Here is a 14,192-nt window from a genome sequence, read left to right as displayed (position 1 = left end):
TTTTGCATTGACACTCGCATTCTCCAATTGTTACACTTATAATGTGATGAAATGAGTCGAATTATGTTTGCCGGAAATGTCCGATGATTCTTTTTCGTTCGGACTTTTTCTATTGAAGTAAACGTTTGAGAGGAGATTGAATGCCGTTGTCCAGACCGATTGTTGGTGTCATAATGGGGAGCCGCTCCGATTGGGAGACGATGAAATCGGCTTGCAGCGTGTTGGATGAACTGGATGTGCCGTACGAGAAGAAGGTCGTTTCGGCGCATCGTACGCCGGATGCAATGTTCGCTTATGCGGAGAACGCCAAGGACAGAGGCATCAAGGTCATTGTGGCAGGAGCGGGAGGCGCGGCGCACTTGCCGGGAATGGTGGCGTCGAAGACGGAGCTGCCTGTCATCGGGGTGCCGGTACAGTCTAAGGCGTTAAACGGTTTGGATTCGCTCCTTTCCATCGTGCAGATGCCGGGAGGCATACCCGTCGCGACAGTGGCGATCGGTACGGCCGGCGCGACGAACGCGGGGCTGCTGGCCGCGCAAATCATCGGAACGTTCGATGAAAGCGTTGCGGAGCGCATAAGGGAGCGCCGCGAACGAACGCGGGCGGAAGTGGAAGCAATGAGCGATAACTTGGAATAATCCGGAGAATACTACTGACATGGAAAATCATTACTTACAACAATTGCAACCGAAACCGGGCAAAGAAGACGGTCGAGCCGTCAAGCGCATCGTTCCCGGATCGACGATCGGAATACTCGGCGGAGGACAGCTCGGGCGCATGATCGCCTTGGCGGGGCGGAATATGGGCTACCGGTTCGCGGTGCTCGACCCGACTCCCGATTCGCCGTGCGGACAAGTCGCCGACCGCCAAATTACGGCAAATTACGCCGACGAGGCGTCCGCGCGCCAATTGGCCGCGATGTCGGACGTCATCACGTACGAGTTCGAGAACGTGAATGCGGGCGTGGCGGCCGTGTTGGAAAGGGAGTCTTATGTGCCGCAAGGGAGCGAACTGCTGCGCACAACCCAGCATCGCCTGCGCGAGAAACAAGCGATCGAAGCTGCGGGCGCAACGGTGGCTCCGTACCGGCAAGTGCGTGATATGACGGACATGCGGGAGGCTGTGGCAGAGCTCGGGCTTCCGTGCGTGCTGAAGACTGCCACGGGAGGATACGACGGCAAAGGACAGCGAGTGATCCGCAAAGCCGCCGAAGCGGCGGATGCGTACACGTCGCTGGGCGGCGGAAGCGCGGAGTTGATCCTCGAAGGGTTTGTCGATTTCTCGATGGAAATATCCGTCGTGGCGGCGCGTAGTCCGGACGGCAGCGTTGCGACATTCCCGCCGGCCGAGAACGTGCATGTCGGAGGCATACTTCATACGTCGATCGTGCCGGCCCGCATTGACCCGCAGACGGCGGATCGCGCCCGTAAGCTGGCCGCGGATATCGCGGAACACCTCAAAGTCGCCGGATTGATCGCCGTGGAGATGTTCGTCGGGAAAGACGGCTCCATCTACGTGAACGAGCTGGCGCCGCGACCTCATAATTCGGGGCATTACACGATGGACGCGTGCAACGTCTCCCAGTTCGAGCAGCACATCCGGGCGATATGCGGATTGCCGTTGACGGAGGCGCGCGTGCTGACGCCCGTCGTTATGGCGAACGTGCTCGGCCAGCATGTGGATCCGCTTCTGCGCTGGCTGCGAAGCGGAGGCGAGCGGGAGCTGCCGGAAGGCGTTACTGCGAAGCTGCATTTGTACGGCAAGGCGGAAGCAAAGCCGGGCCGCAAGATGGGGCACGTCAATTTGTTGACGGACGATGTGGAGAAGGCGCTCCGATGGGTGGAGTCGTGCGGCATTTGGACATAGCATAGGCAACCGAAGGTTGTCCGCGGATTGATGCACGGAACGAGCAGGAGGGGAAAAACAATGATCGAACGTTACAGCCGGCCGGAGATGGCCGCGATTTGGACGGAAGAGAATAAGTTTAAAGCATGGCTTGAGGTGGAATTGGCCGCTTGCGAAGCATGGAGCGAGCTTGGGGTCATCCCGCAGGAAGACGTCAAGAAGCTGAGGGAGAACGCAAGCTTTGCGATCGATAGAATTTACGAGATCGAGCAGGAAACGCGGCACGACGTCATCGCGTTTACGCGGGCGGTGTCTGAGACGGTCGGACCGGAACGGAAATGGGTGCATTACGGCCTTACATCCACCGATGTCGTAGATACGGCGCTTGGTTATTTGCTGCTTCAGGCTAACCGTATCCTGGAAGCGGACATCGTTCGCTTTATCGACATCTTAGGCGATCAAGCGATTAATTACAAAGACACCGTCATGATGGGCCGGACGCACGGCGTGCATGCGGAACCGACGACGTTCGGCTTGAAGCTCGCGCTTTATTATGAAGAGATGAAGCGCAATTTGGAGCGGTTCCGCCATGCGGCGAACGGCGTACAGTTCGGCAAGATCAGCGGCGCCGTCGGAACATATGCCAACATCGATCCTTTCGTTGAAGAATTCGTGTGCAAGCGGCTCGGCATCTCTCCGGCGCCGATTTCCACGCAGACGCTTCAGCGCGACCGCCACGCCGAATATGTTGCTGCGCTTGCTCTTATCGCAACGTCGCTCGATAAATTCGCCACGGAAATCCGCGCCCTGCAAAAGTCGGAAATCCGCGAAGTGGAAGAACCGTTCGCCAAAGGGCAAAAGGGTTCTTCCGCCATGCCGCACAAGCGCAACCCGATCGGCTGCGAGAACATCAGCGGCTTGGCCCGCGTCATTCGCGGACATATGCTCTCCGCGTACGAGAACGTGCCGCTGTGGCATGAACGGGATATTTCGCATTCTTCGGTGGAGCGGATCATCTTGCCCGATGCCACGATTTTGTTGAATTATATGCTCAACCGGCTCGGCAGCATCTTTAAAAACCTCACCGTTTTCCCGGAAAACATGAAGCGCAACATGGAGCGGACGTACGGCGTGCCGTTCTCCGGACGCGTTCTGACGAAGCTCATCGACAGAGGTTGGAGCCGCGAGAAAGCGTACGATACCGTGCAACCGAGAGCGATGCAGGCGTGGGAAGAGCAGCGCCAGTTTCAAAGCATTATCGAGAGCACGCCGGAAATTACTGAAGTGCTCACGCCGGAAGAAATCGACGACTGCTTCAATCCGAGCTGGCATTTGAAGCACGTCGACACGATTTTCCGCCGGCTTGGACTTAGATAATAAGGAGGCGTACGCCGTGACGAACACAATGTTGCCTGAAGCGATGTCCACTGCGGTCCCCTATGTGGGAGCGCCTCTGGTGTATAAAGGGAAAGTCCGCGAATTGTATGATATTGGGGAACATTTTCTCATCGCCGTTACCGACCGTATTTCCGCATTCGATTATATATTGCAACCCGCGGTGCCGGATAAAGGCAACATTCTGAATCGGCTCAGCGTGCATTGGTTTAATGAAACGCGCGGCATCGTGAGAAATCATATGGTGCATGCGGATGTGAACAAGCTCGGCAGCTTCGTCACCGATAAAGAGCGGCTTCGCGACCGGATCATGGTCACGAGGAAAGCGCGCCGCATCGACATCGAATGCGTCGTGCGCGGCTACTTGACCGGAGGCGGTTGGAGACAGTACCAACAAACGGGCGAAGTGAACGGCATCAAGCTGCCGGACGGCACGCGCAAGAACGCGCGGCTTCCGGAGCCGATCTTCACGCCTGCGGCGAAGAACGACGTCGGGCACGACGAGGACATTTCGTTCGAACAAATGAAGCGCTCGGTCGGAGCGGAACTGTCCGAAAAGCTGCGCGACACGAGTTTGCAATTATACGAATTCGCACATCAACGTTTGTCGGAGCGCGGAATTATTTTGGCCGATTGCAAATTTGAATTCGGGCTGCTCGACGGGGAGCTCATTCTGATCGACGAGCTGTTCACTCCGGATTCGTCGAGATTTTGGGCGGAAGAAAACTATGCTCTGGATATAGAGATCGATTCGATGGACAAGGAGCCGGTCCGAACGTACCTCGCCGAATCGGACTGGGACAAAAACAGCGAACCGGATCCGCTGCCGCCGCACGTGGTGGAAGAGACGACGAGGCGATACCGCGAAATATACCGCCGCATAACCGGCGTGAACCGATAAGGAGGCAACTTACACGATGAAAGCGACCGTTTACGTAACCGTGAAGGAAAATGTGCTCGACCCGCAAGGCAAAGCCGTTCAAGGCGCTCTGCATTCGATGGGGTTTGAAGAAGTAGGGGAAGTGCGCATCGGGAAGTACATGGAGTTGAACCTCGACACGAACGACAGGGCCGCGGCGGAGGAACGGATACGCACGATGTGCGAAAAGCTGCTCGCCAACACGGTGATCGAAGACTACCGATTCGAATTGAAAGGGGAGTAACGCGCATGGCGGACTTGGCCGACAATCGTCAAATGCAGACGGCCGTCATCGTATTCCCGGGTTCGAATTGCGACATCGACTGTTACAAAGCGGTGGAGCAGACGATACGCCAACCGGTGGAGTATGTGTGGCATACGTCTTCGGATCTTTCTAAGTATGACTTGATTCTCGTTCCGGGCGGCTTCTCCTATGGAGACTACTTGCGCGCGGGCGCGATCGCACGGTTCGCTCCGGCGATGGAGGAAGTGCGGAAAGCGGCGGAAGAAGGGCGCTACGTGCTCGGCATATGCAACGGATTTCAAATTTTGCTCGAGTCCGGGCTGCTTCCGGGAGCAATGCGCCGCAACAACAGCTTGAAGTTTCGCTGCTCGCAAGCGACGCTGCGCGTCGAGCGCAGCGACACGCCGTTCACAAGCGGCTATTCGGCGGGCGAGAAAATATCGATTCCGATCGCGCATGGGGAAGGCAACTACTATTGCGACGACGAGACGTTGAAGCGCCTTGAATCGAACCGGCAAATCGTGTTCCGTTACGACGGATGGAATCCGAACGGATCGGTATCCGACATTGCGGGCATCGTGAACGAACGGGGCAACGTGCTCGGCATGATGCCGCACCCTGAGCGGGCGGTGGACGTGCTGCTCGGCTCCGAGGACGGCAAGCGGATGTTTACGTCAGTCTTGGAAGCATGGAGGGAACGCGCATATGGCAACGCAGCAGCAGCTCGCAGCTAAAGAACCGACGGCTGAACAAATCCGCGACCAGAAGCTCTATAAGCAGATGGGTATGACGGACGAAGAATACGAGAAGGTGGTCGGGCATCTCGGACGACTTCCGAATTATACGGAAACCGGCGTATTCAGCGTTATGTGGTCGGAGCATTGTTCGTATAAAAACTCGAAGGTCGTCTTGAGGAGATTTCCCACGACCGGAGAGCGCGTGCTGATGGGCCCGGGCGAAGGCGCCGGCATTGTCGATATCGGCGACAATCAAGCGGTCGTGTTCAAAATCGAATCGCACAACCACCCGTCGGCGATCGAGCCGTATCAAGGCGCGGCGACGGGCGTCGGCGGCATCATCCGCGACATATTCTCCATGGGCGCAAGGCCGGTTGCGCTTATGAACTCGCTCCGTTTCGGACGGCTGACCAACGACCGCGTGAAATACTTGTTCGAACACGTCGTATCCGGCATCGCAGGTTACGGCAACTGCATCGGCATTCCGACCGTCGGCGGCGAGATCATGTTCGACGAATCGTACGAAGGGAACCCGCTCGTCAACGCCATGTGCGTCGGCCTCATCGAGCACGAACGGATTCAACGGGGCGTGGCGCAAGGCGTCGGGAATCCGGTGTTTTACGTAGGGCCGGCGACGGGCCGCGACGGCATTCACGGCGCCACGTTCGCGTCGGAGGAGCTTACCTCGGAGTCCGAAGCGAAGCGTCCGGCCGTGCAGGTCGGCGATCCGTTCATGGAGAAGCTCGTGATGGAAGCGTGCCTCGAAGTGATCGAGCGGGATCTCGTGCTCGGCATCCAGGACATGGGCGCGGCAGGCCTGACTTGCTCCAGCGCCGAAATGGCGAGCAAAGCGGGCAACGGCATGGATCTGTACCTCGACAAAGTGCCTCAGCGCGAACCGGGCATGACGCCGTACGAAATGATGCTCTCCGAATCGCAAGAGCGCATGCTGTTCGTAACGACGCCGGACAAGGAAGAAGCGGTTAAGGAAGTGTTCAAGCGCTGGGGGCTGTTCTGCGAGGTGGTCGGCAAAGTGACCGACACCGGACGCCTGACGTTGTACCACAACGGACAAGTTGCGGCGGATATGCCGGTTACCGCGCTTGTGGACGACGTCCCCCAATATCATAAACCATCCAAAGTGCCTGAATATTATTTGAAAAATGAATCCGTAGACACGACGGCGTACCCTGAAGTGACCGACATCGAGGGCGCGTTGCTGAAGGTGTTGGCGTCCCCGACGGTTGCGAGCAAAGAGTGGGTGTACCATCAATACGATTACATGGTGCGCACGGCGACGGTCGTTCAGCCCGGTTCGGACGCCGCGGTCGTTCGTATCGACGGCACGCGTAAAGCGATCGCCATGTCGACCGACTGCAACGGCCGGTATGCGTACCTCGATCCGGAAGTCGGCGGCCGCATCGCGGTGGCGGAAGCGGCGCGCAACGTCGTGTGCTCCGGGGCGGAGCCGCTTGCGATTACGGACAACTTGAACTTTGGCAGCCCCGAGAAACCGGAAATTTTCTGGCAGCTCGAGAAAGCGGTCGACGGCATGGCGGAAGCTTGCCGGGTACTGAATACGCCGGTCATCGGCGGCAACGTGTCGCTGTACAACGAGAACGCGCGCGGCGCGATTTATCCGACGCCCGTCGTCGGCATGGTCGGTCTTGTGCACGACGTCGAGCATATTACGACGCAAGGCTTTAAGAAAGAGGGCGACGTGATCTTCCTGCTCGGGGAAACGTATGCCGAGCTTGGCGGCAGCGAGCTGCAGCTAGTCGTGCACGGCGTAACGGAAGGCCGGCCGCCGAAGCTTGACCTCGCTGTCGAGCGAAAGCTGCAGAAGACGGTGCTCGCCGCGATCCAAGGCGGCTTGGTCGCTTCGGCCCACGATTTGTCCGAGGGCGGTCTCGCCGTTGCGCTTGCGGAGTGCTGCTTCGCGAACGAGGTTGGAGCCGACGTGGACGTGAGGATCAATCTGCGTCCGGATATTGCGCTGTTCAGCGAATCGCAATCCCGCGTCTTGCTGACCTGCAAGCCGGAGAAGGCGGATGCGCTTCAGATGATGCTCGTAGAGAACGGCGTGCAGATGTCGCGCATCGGAACGGTCGGCGGGAAGAAGCTGACGGTGCGGGTCCGCGGGAATGCAGTGATCGATAAATCGGTTGAAGATTTGGAGAAAACATGGAAGGACGCGATCCCGTGTCTCATGAGTTGATTCGCCGGCTGTGGACGGGAGATTACTTCAACGAAGGAACGGAAGACCGCGAGTGGTTCGACAAGCTGCGCGAGGAATGCGGCATATTCGGCGTGTGGGGCCACTCCGAGGCTTCGTCGCTCTCTTATTACGGGCTGCACGCGCTGCAGCACCGGGGGCAGGAGAGCGGCGGCATGGTGACGTCCGACGGCGGCGAGTTCCATTATCACCGCGGCATGGGCCTTGTCAAAGAAGTGTTTGACGGGACGCGGCTTGCCGCAATGCCGGGAACGGCGGCCATCGGGCATGTCCGCTATTCCACCGCCGGCGAAAGCAAGCTCGCAAACGCGCAGCCGTTCGTATTCAAATATCGCGGCGGCGATTTGGCGGTGGCGACGAACGGCAATATCGTGAACGCGCCCGCTATCCGCAACGAGCTGGAAGCGGCGGGTTCGATTTTCCAGACGACGAGCGATACGGAAGTGGTGGCGCACCTGATCGCGCGCTCCAAGCAGCCGACTTTCGCCGATGCGGTGAAAGAAGCGCTGCATCGTTTGAACGGTGCGTACGCTTTCTTGTTCATGTCGAACGATCAATTGATCGCGGCGCGCGACCCGAACGGCTTGCGCCCTTATGTGGTTGGAAAGCTGGGAGACGCGTGGCTGTTTGCGTCCGAGACGTGCGCGTTCGACGCGGTCGGCGGCGAATACGTCCGAGACGTGCAGCCGGGCGAGCTTATCGTGCTGGATCGACAGGGTATGCGAACGGAGCGGTTTGCGGAAGGGAAGCGCCGTGCGATTTGCGCGATGGAATATATTTATTTCGCCCGTCCGGACAGCGACGTCGACGAGATTAACGTCCACACGGCGCGCAAGCGGATGGGCAAACGTCTTGCGCAGGAAGCGTTCGTCGATGCGGACGTCGTAACGGGCGTGCCGGATTCGAGCATTTCCGCAGCGATCGGCTATGCGGAACAAACCGGCATTCCCTATGAGCTCGGATTGATCAAGAATCGCTATACCGGCAGGACGTTCATCCAGCCTTCGCAGGAATTAAGAGAGCAAGGGGTCAAGATGAAGCTGTCCGCGGTTCGCAAAGTGGTCGAGGGCAAACGCGTGGTCATGATCGACGATTCGATCGTCCGCGGCACGACGTCCCGGCGCATCGTCAATTTGCTGCGCGAAGCGGGAGCGGTGGAAGTCCATGTTCGCATTACGTCTCCGCCGTTCGCGAATCCGTGCTTTTACGGAATCGATACGCCTTCGCGAGAGGAATTGATCGCATCTTCCAAGACGGTGGAAGAAATAAGGGAAACGATTAACGCGGATTCGCTGTATTTCTTAAGCCAGGAAGGATTGCTGGAGTCGATCGGCCGTCCGCAAGGAGAACCTAACCGAGGTCACTGCACCGCTTGTTTCGATAATGTGTATCCGACGTTTGACGAGGTCGAATCGCAGACTTCGGATGAGGATGCGCTGCAGCTCATTCCGGGCTGCGGAGATTCGACGTAGGCGTTAGTTCGACTTAAGCGTTAGAAATAAGATGGGAAGGTGACGGAATTGTCGGAAGCGTATAAAGGAGCAGGCGTCGATATCGCGGCGGGCAACGAAGCGGTGGAGCGCATGAAGAAGCACGTCTCCCGCACCGTGCGTCCCGGCGTGGTCGGCGGTCTGGGAGGATTCGGCGGCTTGTTTTCGCTCGGCGCCGCGGGCAAATATGAGGACCCGGTTCTTGTGAGCGGAACGGACGGAGTCGGCACGAAGCTGAAGATCGCGTTCGCGGCGGACAAACACGACACGATCGGCATCGACTGTGTCGCCATGTGCGTGAACGATATCGTCGTGACGGGTGCGGAGCCGCTGTTTTTCTTGGATTATTTGGCATGCGGCAAGCTGGTCCCCCATAAGATCGAGCGCATTGTCGCCGGCGTGGCGGAAGGCTGTGTGCAGGCGGGCTGCGCTTTGATCGGCGGGGAGACGGCGGAGATGCCCGGCATGTATCAGGACGGGGAGTACGATATCGCCGGATTCGCCGTAGGCGCGGCTGAACGCACCCGGATGATCGACGGCAGCGGCATCGGCGCGGGGGACGTCGTCCTCGGGTTCGCATCGAGCGGCGTGCACAGCAACGGATATTCGCTTGTTCGGCGGCTGCTGCTTCAGTCAGACGGCGGCAAGTACCGGTTGGACGAGGCGATTCCCGCATTGGGCGGCGCAACGCTTGGGGATGTGCTGCTGACGCCGACGAAAATTTACGTCAAGCAAGCGCTGGCCGTGTTGAAGAGCGTGCCGGTCAAAGGCATGGCGCACATTACGGGCGGCGGCTTTATCGAGAACATCCCGCGCGTCCTTCCATCAAATGTGAATGCGCACATCCGCCTCGGTTCTTGGAATATGCCTCCGATCTTCGGACTGCTGCGCGAAACCGGCGGATTGTCGCACGACGATTGCTACCGTACGTTCAACATGGGAATCGGCTTTATACTTGTAGTTCCTGCGCAATCGCGCGACGCGGCGTTGGAGGCGGCCCGCGAAGCCGGCGAAACGGCTTACGAAATCGGCGTCATTACCGAAGGTTCCGGCGCCGTTACATTCGAAGGTTCGGAAAGATGATGCGGGTGGCGGTATTCGCTTCGGGCAACGGCTCGAATTTTCAAGCGATCGTTAATGCGGTTAAAGAAGGGCGGCTCGACGTCAGCGTCGAGCTGCTCGTTTGCGACAAGCCGAAGGCGTACGTCGTAGAAAGGGCGCAAGCCGCCGGAGTGCCGGTGCTGGCGTTCCGGCCAAAGGAATACGCTTCGCGCGAGGAATACGAGCGGATGATTCTCGCCGAGCTGCAGGCGCGCGGCATTGAGCTGATCGTGCTTGCGGGTTACATGCGCATTATCACTTCGGTGTTGGTCGAGCCGTACTACGGGCGGATGATCAACATTCATCCATCGCTGTTGCCCTCGTTCCCCGGCGTGGACGCGATCGGGCAGGCGCTGGCGCATGGCGTCAAGGTGACGGGGGTTACGGTTCATTTTGTCGACGGCGGCATGGATTCCGGTCCGATCATCGCGCAGCAGGCCTTGGATATTCAGGTAGATGATTCGAAGGATACGCTTGCGACGCGCATTCAAGAAGTGGAGCATGAGCTGTACGTAAAGGTGATAGGCATGATCAGTGCCGGACGCATAAAGCTTGAGCCTGATGGACTCAGAGTAACAGTAAAGTAAGCGATTAGCGGTGGGCCTCCACCTTTATGGCAACAATTGCAATCGATTAACTTATAGGAAATCCTCCAGTTATTTCGGTTAGAATCGTACAATTGAAAAAAATTCCAGGAAAACCTCTAGTTCATTCGGCGGTATCCTCCGCATTCGGAGGGAAGGGCTCTAATTAACGGCAGTTTTTCCTGGTAAACAAGAAGACTTGTTCATTCGAAGCAAAATTAGCGTGAGAAATTCCCGTTAGCCACACACATGTCTTCGAGCTTAACCGACGGGCGCCGATTGACTGCTTCGAAACAATCTCTTTGGTTTACATTACAAATAAGGACGGTACCGGAACATGACTGAAGCATACGAGCTTTCCCTGCGATACGGAATGAACCCGCACCAAAAAGAGGCGAAGCTGACGAACGACGGCAAGCCGCTGCCGATTCAAGTCTTGAACGGAGACCCGGGCTTCATCAACCTGCTGGATGCGCTCAACGCGTTCCAGCTTGTCCGCGAGCTGCGGAACGCAACCGGGCTTCCGGCCGCCGCATCGTTCAAGCATGTCAGCCCGGCTGGGACGGCCGTCTACAGCCCGCTGACGCCGGAGCTGGCGAAGGCTTACTTCGTCGAAGGCGCGGAGCTGTCGCCGCTGGCGACGGCTTACGCCCGAGCACGCGGCGCGGACCGCATGTCGTCGTTCGGCGACGCCGCCGCGCTTAGCGACACCGTCGATGCCGCGACCGCTAAGCTGCTGAAGCGCGAGGTGTCCGATCTCGTCGTCGCTCCCGGCTATACGCCGGAGGCGCTCGACATCTTGAAGCAGAAGAAAGGCGGCAAATACCTGATTCTGCAGATCGATCCGGACTATAAGCCGGACCCGATCGAGAAGCGTAACCTGTTCGGCTTGACGCTGCAGCAGGAGCGCAACGACGCGGTGCTGACCGAAGCTTCATTCGAGCGCATCGTAACGGAAAACAAAGAGTTGCCGGATAGCGCGAAGCGCGACCTGCTCGTGGCGCTCATTACGCTGAAATACACCCAGTCGAACTCGATCTGCTATGCGCTGGACGGCCAAACGATCGGCATCGGCGCGGGCCAGCAGTCGCGGATTCACTGCACGCGCCTCGCGGGAGATAAGGCCGACCGCTGGTACCTTCGCCAGCATCCGATCGCGCTGGCCATGAAGTTTCGTACCGGCCTGCCGCGCGCGGAGCAGAACAACGCGATCGACCTGTGGCTGGAAGAAGAGCTTACGCCGATCGAGCAGGCGAGCTGGGAGCAGTGCTTCGAGGAAGTGCCGCAGCGCCTCACCTGCGAGCAGAAGCGGGAATGGCTGAACGGGCTTAATAACGTCGCCTACGGCTCGGACGCGTTCCTGCCGTTCCGCGACAACATCGACCGCGCGAGCCGCAGCGGCGTGAAGTATGTCGTCCAAGCGGGCAGCTCGATGCGCGACGAAGAAGTGGTGCAAGCGGCTAACGATTACGGCATGGTGATGGTGTACTCCGGCGTACGGCTGTTCCATCACTAAAGCGGATTTGGCGGCGCTCCGGAACGTGTCCGGACGGATGCCGCAACCGCAAGCTCAGAACGGAAAGGAAGCGAGAACGCGATGGCAGCAGCATGGAACGCGCTTGCGGAGCGCACCATCAGCGAATTGAAGAAGAACTCTTACCCGGGACGGGGTATTATTATCGGCTTGACGCCGGACGGCTCGAAATACGTGCAGGTGTACTGGATTATGGGGCGAAGCGAGAACAGCCGCAACCGGGTGTTTATTGCGGAGGAGAACGGCTTCCTGCGCACTGAAGCGCGCGACCCGGCGAAGCTGTCTGACCCTTCGCTCATCATCTACTACCCGGTGCGTCATCTGAACGGTGCGCATATCGTCACGAACGGCGATCAGACCGATACGATTTACGAAGCGCTGCAAAACGGCGGCACATTCGAGGGAGCGCTTGCGACACGCACGTACGAGCCTGACGGCCCCAATTTCACGCCGCGCATCTCGGGCATCGTCGACTTGAACGACAATCTGAACGCGTACAAGTTGTCGATTCTGAAAACGAACGAAAACGACGAAACGCAAACGAAGCGCCAGTATTTCCATTACGAAAATGCGATCGCGGGCTACGGCCACTTCATCTCGACATATCGAGGCGACGGCAATCCGCTCCCTACGTTCGACGGCGAGCCAAAGCTGGCACCGCTGTTCGACGATGCGGAAGCGACAGCCCGGTATTACTGGGAACTGCTTAACGACGATAACAAAATTTCGTTACTGGTCAAAACGATCCGCCGCGACAACGGTGAAGCCGCGCTGACGGTTCTGAACAAATAGCCAGGAGGGGGGAGTTTTCCGTGCAAGTATTGGTTATCGGCCGCGGAGGGCGCGAGCACGCCATCGTATGGAAGCTGAAGCAAAGCCCGAAAGTAACGAAGCTGTATTGCGCACCGGGAAATGCGGGAATCGCGGCGCAGGCTGAGTGCGTTCCGATTAACGAGCACAGCTTTGACGAACTTGTCGCCTTCGCGAAAGAGAAACACATCGATTTGGTTGTCGTCGGCCCGGAAGATCCGTTATTCGCAGGCGCGGCCGACGCATTCGAAGCGGAAGACATCGCCGTATTCGGGCCGCGCAAAGACGCCGCCATCATAGAAGGCAGCAAGGCGTTCACCAAGGATCTCATGAAAAAATACAACATCCCGACCGCAGCATACGAAACTTTCGATAATTTTGAGGAAGCGCTCGCATATGTGCGCAAGCAGGGCGCACCGATCGTTATTAAGGCGGACGGTCTCGCGGCGGGCAAGGGCGTAACAGTGGCGGCTACGCTTGAGGAAGCGGAAGACGCGCTGCGCACGATCATGCTCGACAAAGCGTTCGGCGAAGCGGGAGACAAGGTCGTCGTCGAAGAGTTTTTACAAGGTCAGGAGATGAGCATTCTCAGCTTTGTGGACGGTACGACCGTAAAGCCTATGCCTGCCGCTCAGGACCACAAGCAAATATTCGACAACGACGAAGGTCCGAACACGGGCGGCATGGGTACATATTCGCCGGTTCCTCACATCCCGCAAAGCGTCTACGATGAGGCGATCCGCACGATCGTGAAGCCGACGGCGGAAGCGATGGTGAAGGAAGGCCGCCCGTTCCGGGGCGTCCTGTTCGCCGGTTTGATGATCACGCCGGCCGGGCCGAAGACGATTGAATTCAACTGCCGTTTCGGCGATCCGGAAACGCAGGTTGTCCTATCCCGCCTCGAGTCGGATTTGTCCGAGTTGTTCCTGGCAACGGTGGAGGGCCGTTTGAATGAAGTCGAGCCGAAGTGGAGCGATGAATCCGCTGTCTGCGTCGTGCTTGCTGCCGGCGGATACCCCGGCCCGTACAATAAAGGCGACGTCATCGAAGGTCTCGACCTTGCGAGCGAATCCGTCGTCTTCCACGCCGGAACCGCGCACGACAAGGAAGGTCGCATCGTGACGAACGGCGGCCGTCTTCTCGGCGTCACCGCCACCGGAGCGACGATCGATGAGGCGCGACGCAAAGCGTACGCCGATGTCGACCGTATCCGTTACGAAGGCAAGCAGTACCGCACCGACATCGGAAAGAAGGCATTATAACATTGCACGGTCTTGCTTCCTTGAATATACTTCGA

General features: G+C 58.3%; 13 protein-coding genes. All 13 read left to right on the top strand.

The window, feature by feature from the left end; translation table 11 throughout:
- The first annotated feature begins 140 nt into the window (after positions 1 to 140).
- The 13 genes from purE to purD all read left to right on the top strand — a co-directional run bounded on the left by purE (position 141) and on the right by purD (position 14,157).
- Positions 141 to 638 (top strand): 5-(carboxyamino)imidazole ribonucleotide mutase, encoded by a 498-nt coding sequence (gene purE, locus JET16_RS16390; RefSeq protein WP_199617556.1) that lies wholly within the window; start codon positions 141 to 143, stop codon positions 636 to 638.
- Between the two features lie 19 nt (positions 639 to 657).
- On the top strand, positions 658 to 1,866 hold the full coding sequence (purK, locus tag JET16_RS16385; RefSeq protein WP_199617554.1) for a 5-(carboxyamino)imidazole ribonucleotide synthase: 1,209 nt from the start codon (positions 658 to 660) through the stop codon (positions 1,864 to 1,866).
- A 60-nt stretch (positions 1,867 to 1,926) separates the two neighbouring features.
- A complete protein-coding gene (gene purB, locus JET16_RS16380; protein WP_199617552.1) occupies positions 1,927 to 3,222 on the top strand; it encodes an adenylosuccinate lyase in 1,296 nt (431 codons plus the stop codon).
- Positions 3,223 to 3,250: 28 nt separating this feature from the next.
- Positions 3,251 to 4,141, top strand: a complete 891-nt coding sequence (locus JET16_RS16375; RefSeq protein WP_199617716.1) for a phosphoribosylaminoimidazolesuccinocarboxamide synthase — start codon at positions 3,251 to 3,253, stop codon at positions 4,139 to 4,141.
- 16 nt (positions 4,142 to 4,157) lie between these two features.
- Positions 4,158 to 4,403, top strand: a complete 246-nt coding sequence (purS, locus tag JET16_RS16370) for a phosphoribosylformylglycinamidine synthase subunit PurS (RefSeq protein ID WP_199617550.1) — start codon at positions 4,158 to 4,160, stop codon at positions 4,401 to 4,403.
- 32 nt (positions 4,404 to 4,435) lie between these two features.
- Positions 4,436 to 5,137, top strand: a complete 702-nt coding sequence (purQ, locus tag JET16_RS16365) for a phosphoribosylformylglycinamidine synthase subunit PurQ (protein ID WP_199617715.1) — start codon at positions 4,436 to 4,438, stop codon at positions 5,135 to 5,137.
- Entirely contained in the window at positions 5,109 to 7,358 is a 2,250-nt protein-coding gene (gene purL / locus JET16_RS16360) for a phosphoribosylformylglycinamidine synthase subunit PurL (RefSeq protein ID WP_199617548.1), read from the top strand. Before purQ ends, purL begins: the two co-directional genes overlap by 29 nt.
- A complete protein-coding gene (gene purF / locus JET16_RS16355; RefSeq protein ID WP_199617546.1) occupies positions 7,325 to 8,848 on the top strand; it encodes an amidophosphoribosyltransferase in 1,524 nt (507 codons plus the stop codon). The genes purL and purF overlap by 34 nt, the downstream gene beginning before the upstream one ends.
- Before the next feature lie 48 nt (positions 8,849 to 8,896).
- Positions 8,897 to 9,949 (top strand): phosphoribosylformylglycinamidine cyclo-ligase, encoded by a 1,053-nt coding sequence (gene purM, locus JET16_RS16350; protein WP_199617714.1) that lies wholly within the window; start codon positions 8,897 to 8,899, stop codon positions 9,947 to 9,949.
- On the top strand, positions 9,946 to 10,554 hold the full coding sequence (gene purN, locus JET16_RS16345; RefSeq protein WP_199617544.1) for a phosphoribosylglycinamide formyltransferase: 609 nt from the start codon (positions 9,946 to 9,948) through the stop codon (positions 10,552 to 10,554). Before purM ends, purN begins: the two co-directional genes overlap by 4 nt.
- A gap of 334 nt (positions 10,555 to 10,888) precedes the next feature.
- Positions 10,889 to 12,067 carry a phosphoribosylaminoimidazolecarboxamide formyltransferase gene (locus JET16_RS16340; protein WP_199617542.1) on the top strand — a complete coding sequence of 393 codons (1,179 nt, stop codon included), beginning with the start codon at positions 10,889 to 10,891 and terminating at the stop codon, positions 12,065 to 12,067.
- An 81-nt stretch (positions 12,068 to 12,148) separates the two neighbouring features.
- Positions 12,149 to 12,877 carry an IMP cyclohydrolase gene (locus tag JET16_RS16335; protein ID WP_199617540.1) on the top strand — a complete coding sequence of 243 codons (729 nt, stop codon included), beginning with the start codon at positions 12,149 to 12,151 and terminating at the stop codon, positions 12,875 to 12,877.
- A gap of 20 nt (positions 12,878 to 12,897) precedes the next feature.
- Positions 12,898 to 14,157, top strand: coding sequence for a phosphoribosylamine--glycine ligase (gene purD, locus JET16_RS16330; RefSeq protein ID WP_199617539.1), 1,260 nt, complete (start codon positions 12,898 to 12,900; stop codon positions 14,155 to 14,157).
- The last annotated feature ends 35 nt before the right edge of the window (positions 14,158 to 14,192 follow it).

This window comes from Paenibacillus alkalitolerans (assembly GCF_016482785.1).
Taxonomy (GTDB): Bacteria; Bacillota; Bacilli; order Paenibacillales; family YIM-B00363; genus Paenibacillus_AE; species Paenibacillus_AE alkalitolerans.
Note: the sequence above shows the minus strand (reverse complement) of the source record. Positions and strands in the feature narration are given on the sequence as shown.

What these genes read in the sequence shown, in the direction of transcription:
- purE (WP_199617556.1), top strand. Translation starts at nt 141, where the DNA reads ATGCCGTTGTCCAGACCGATTGTTGGTGTCATAATGGGGAGCCGCTCC.
- purK (WP_199617554.1), top strand. Translation starts at nt 658, where the DNA reads ATGGAAAATCATTACTTACAACAATTGCAACCGAAACCGGGCAAAGAA.
- purB (WP_199617552.1), top strand. Translation starts at nt 1,927, where the DNA reads ATGATCGAACGTTACAGCCGGCCGGAGATGGCCGCGATTTGGACGGAA.
- JET16_RS16375 (WP_199617716.1), top strand. Translation starts at nt 3,251, where the DNA reads ATGTTGCCTGAAGCGATGTCCACTGCGGTCCCCTATGTGGGAGCGCCT.
- purS (WP_199617550.1), top strand. Translation starts at nt 4,158, where the DNA reads ATGAAAGCGACCGTTTACGTAACCGTGAAGGAAAATGTGCTCGACCCG.
- purQ (WP_199617715.1), top strand. Translation starts at nt 4,436, where the DNA reads ATGCAGACGGCCGTCATCGTATTCCCGGGTTCGAATTGCGACATCGAC.
- purL (WP_199617548.1), top strand. Translation starts at nt 5,109, where the DNA reads ATGGCAACGCAGCAGCAGCTCGCAGCTAAAGAACCGACGGCTGAACAA.
- purF (WP_199617546.1), top strand. Translation starts at nt 7,325, where the DNA reads ATGGAAGGACGCGATCCCGTGTCTCATGAGTTGATTCGCCGGCTGTGG.
- purN (WP_199617544.1), top strand. Translation starts at nt 9,946, where the DNA reads ATGATGCGGGTGGCGGTATTCGCTTCGGGCAACGGCTCGAATTTTCAA.
- JET16_RS16340 (WP_199617542.1), top strand. Translation starts at nt 10,889, where the DNA reads ATGACTGAAGCATACGAGCTTTCCCTGCGATACGGAATGAACCCGCAC.
- JET16_RS16335 (WP_199617540.1), top strand. Translation starts at nt 12,149, where the DNA reads ATGGCAGCAGCATGGAACGCGCTTGCGGAGCGCACCATCAGCGAATTG.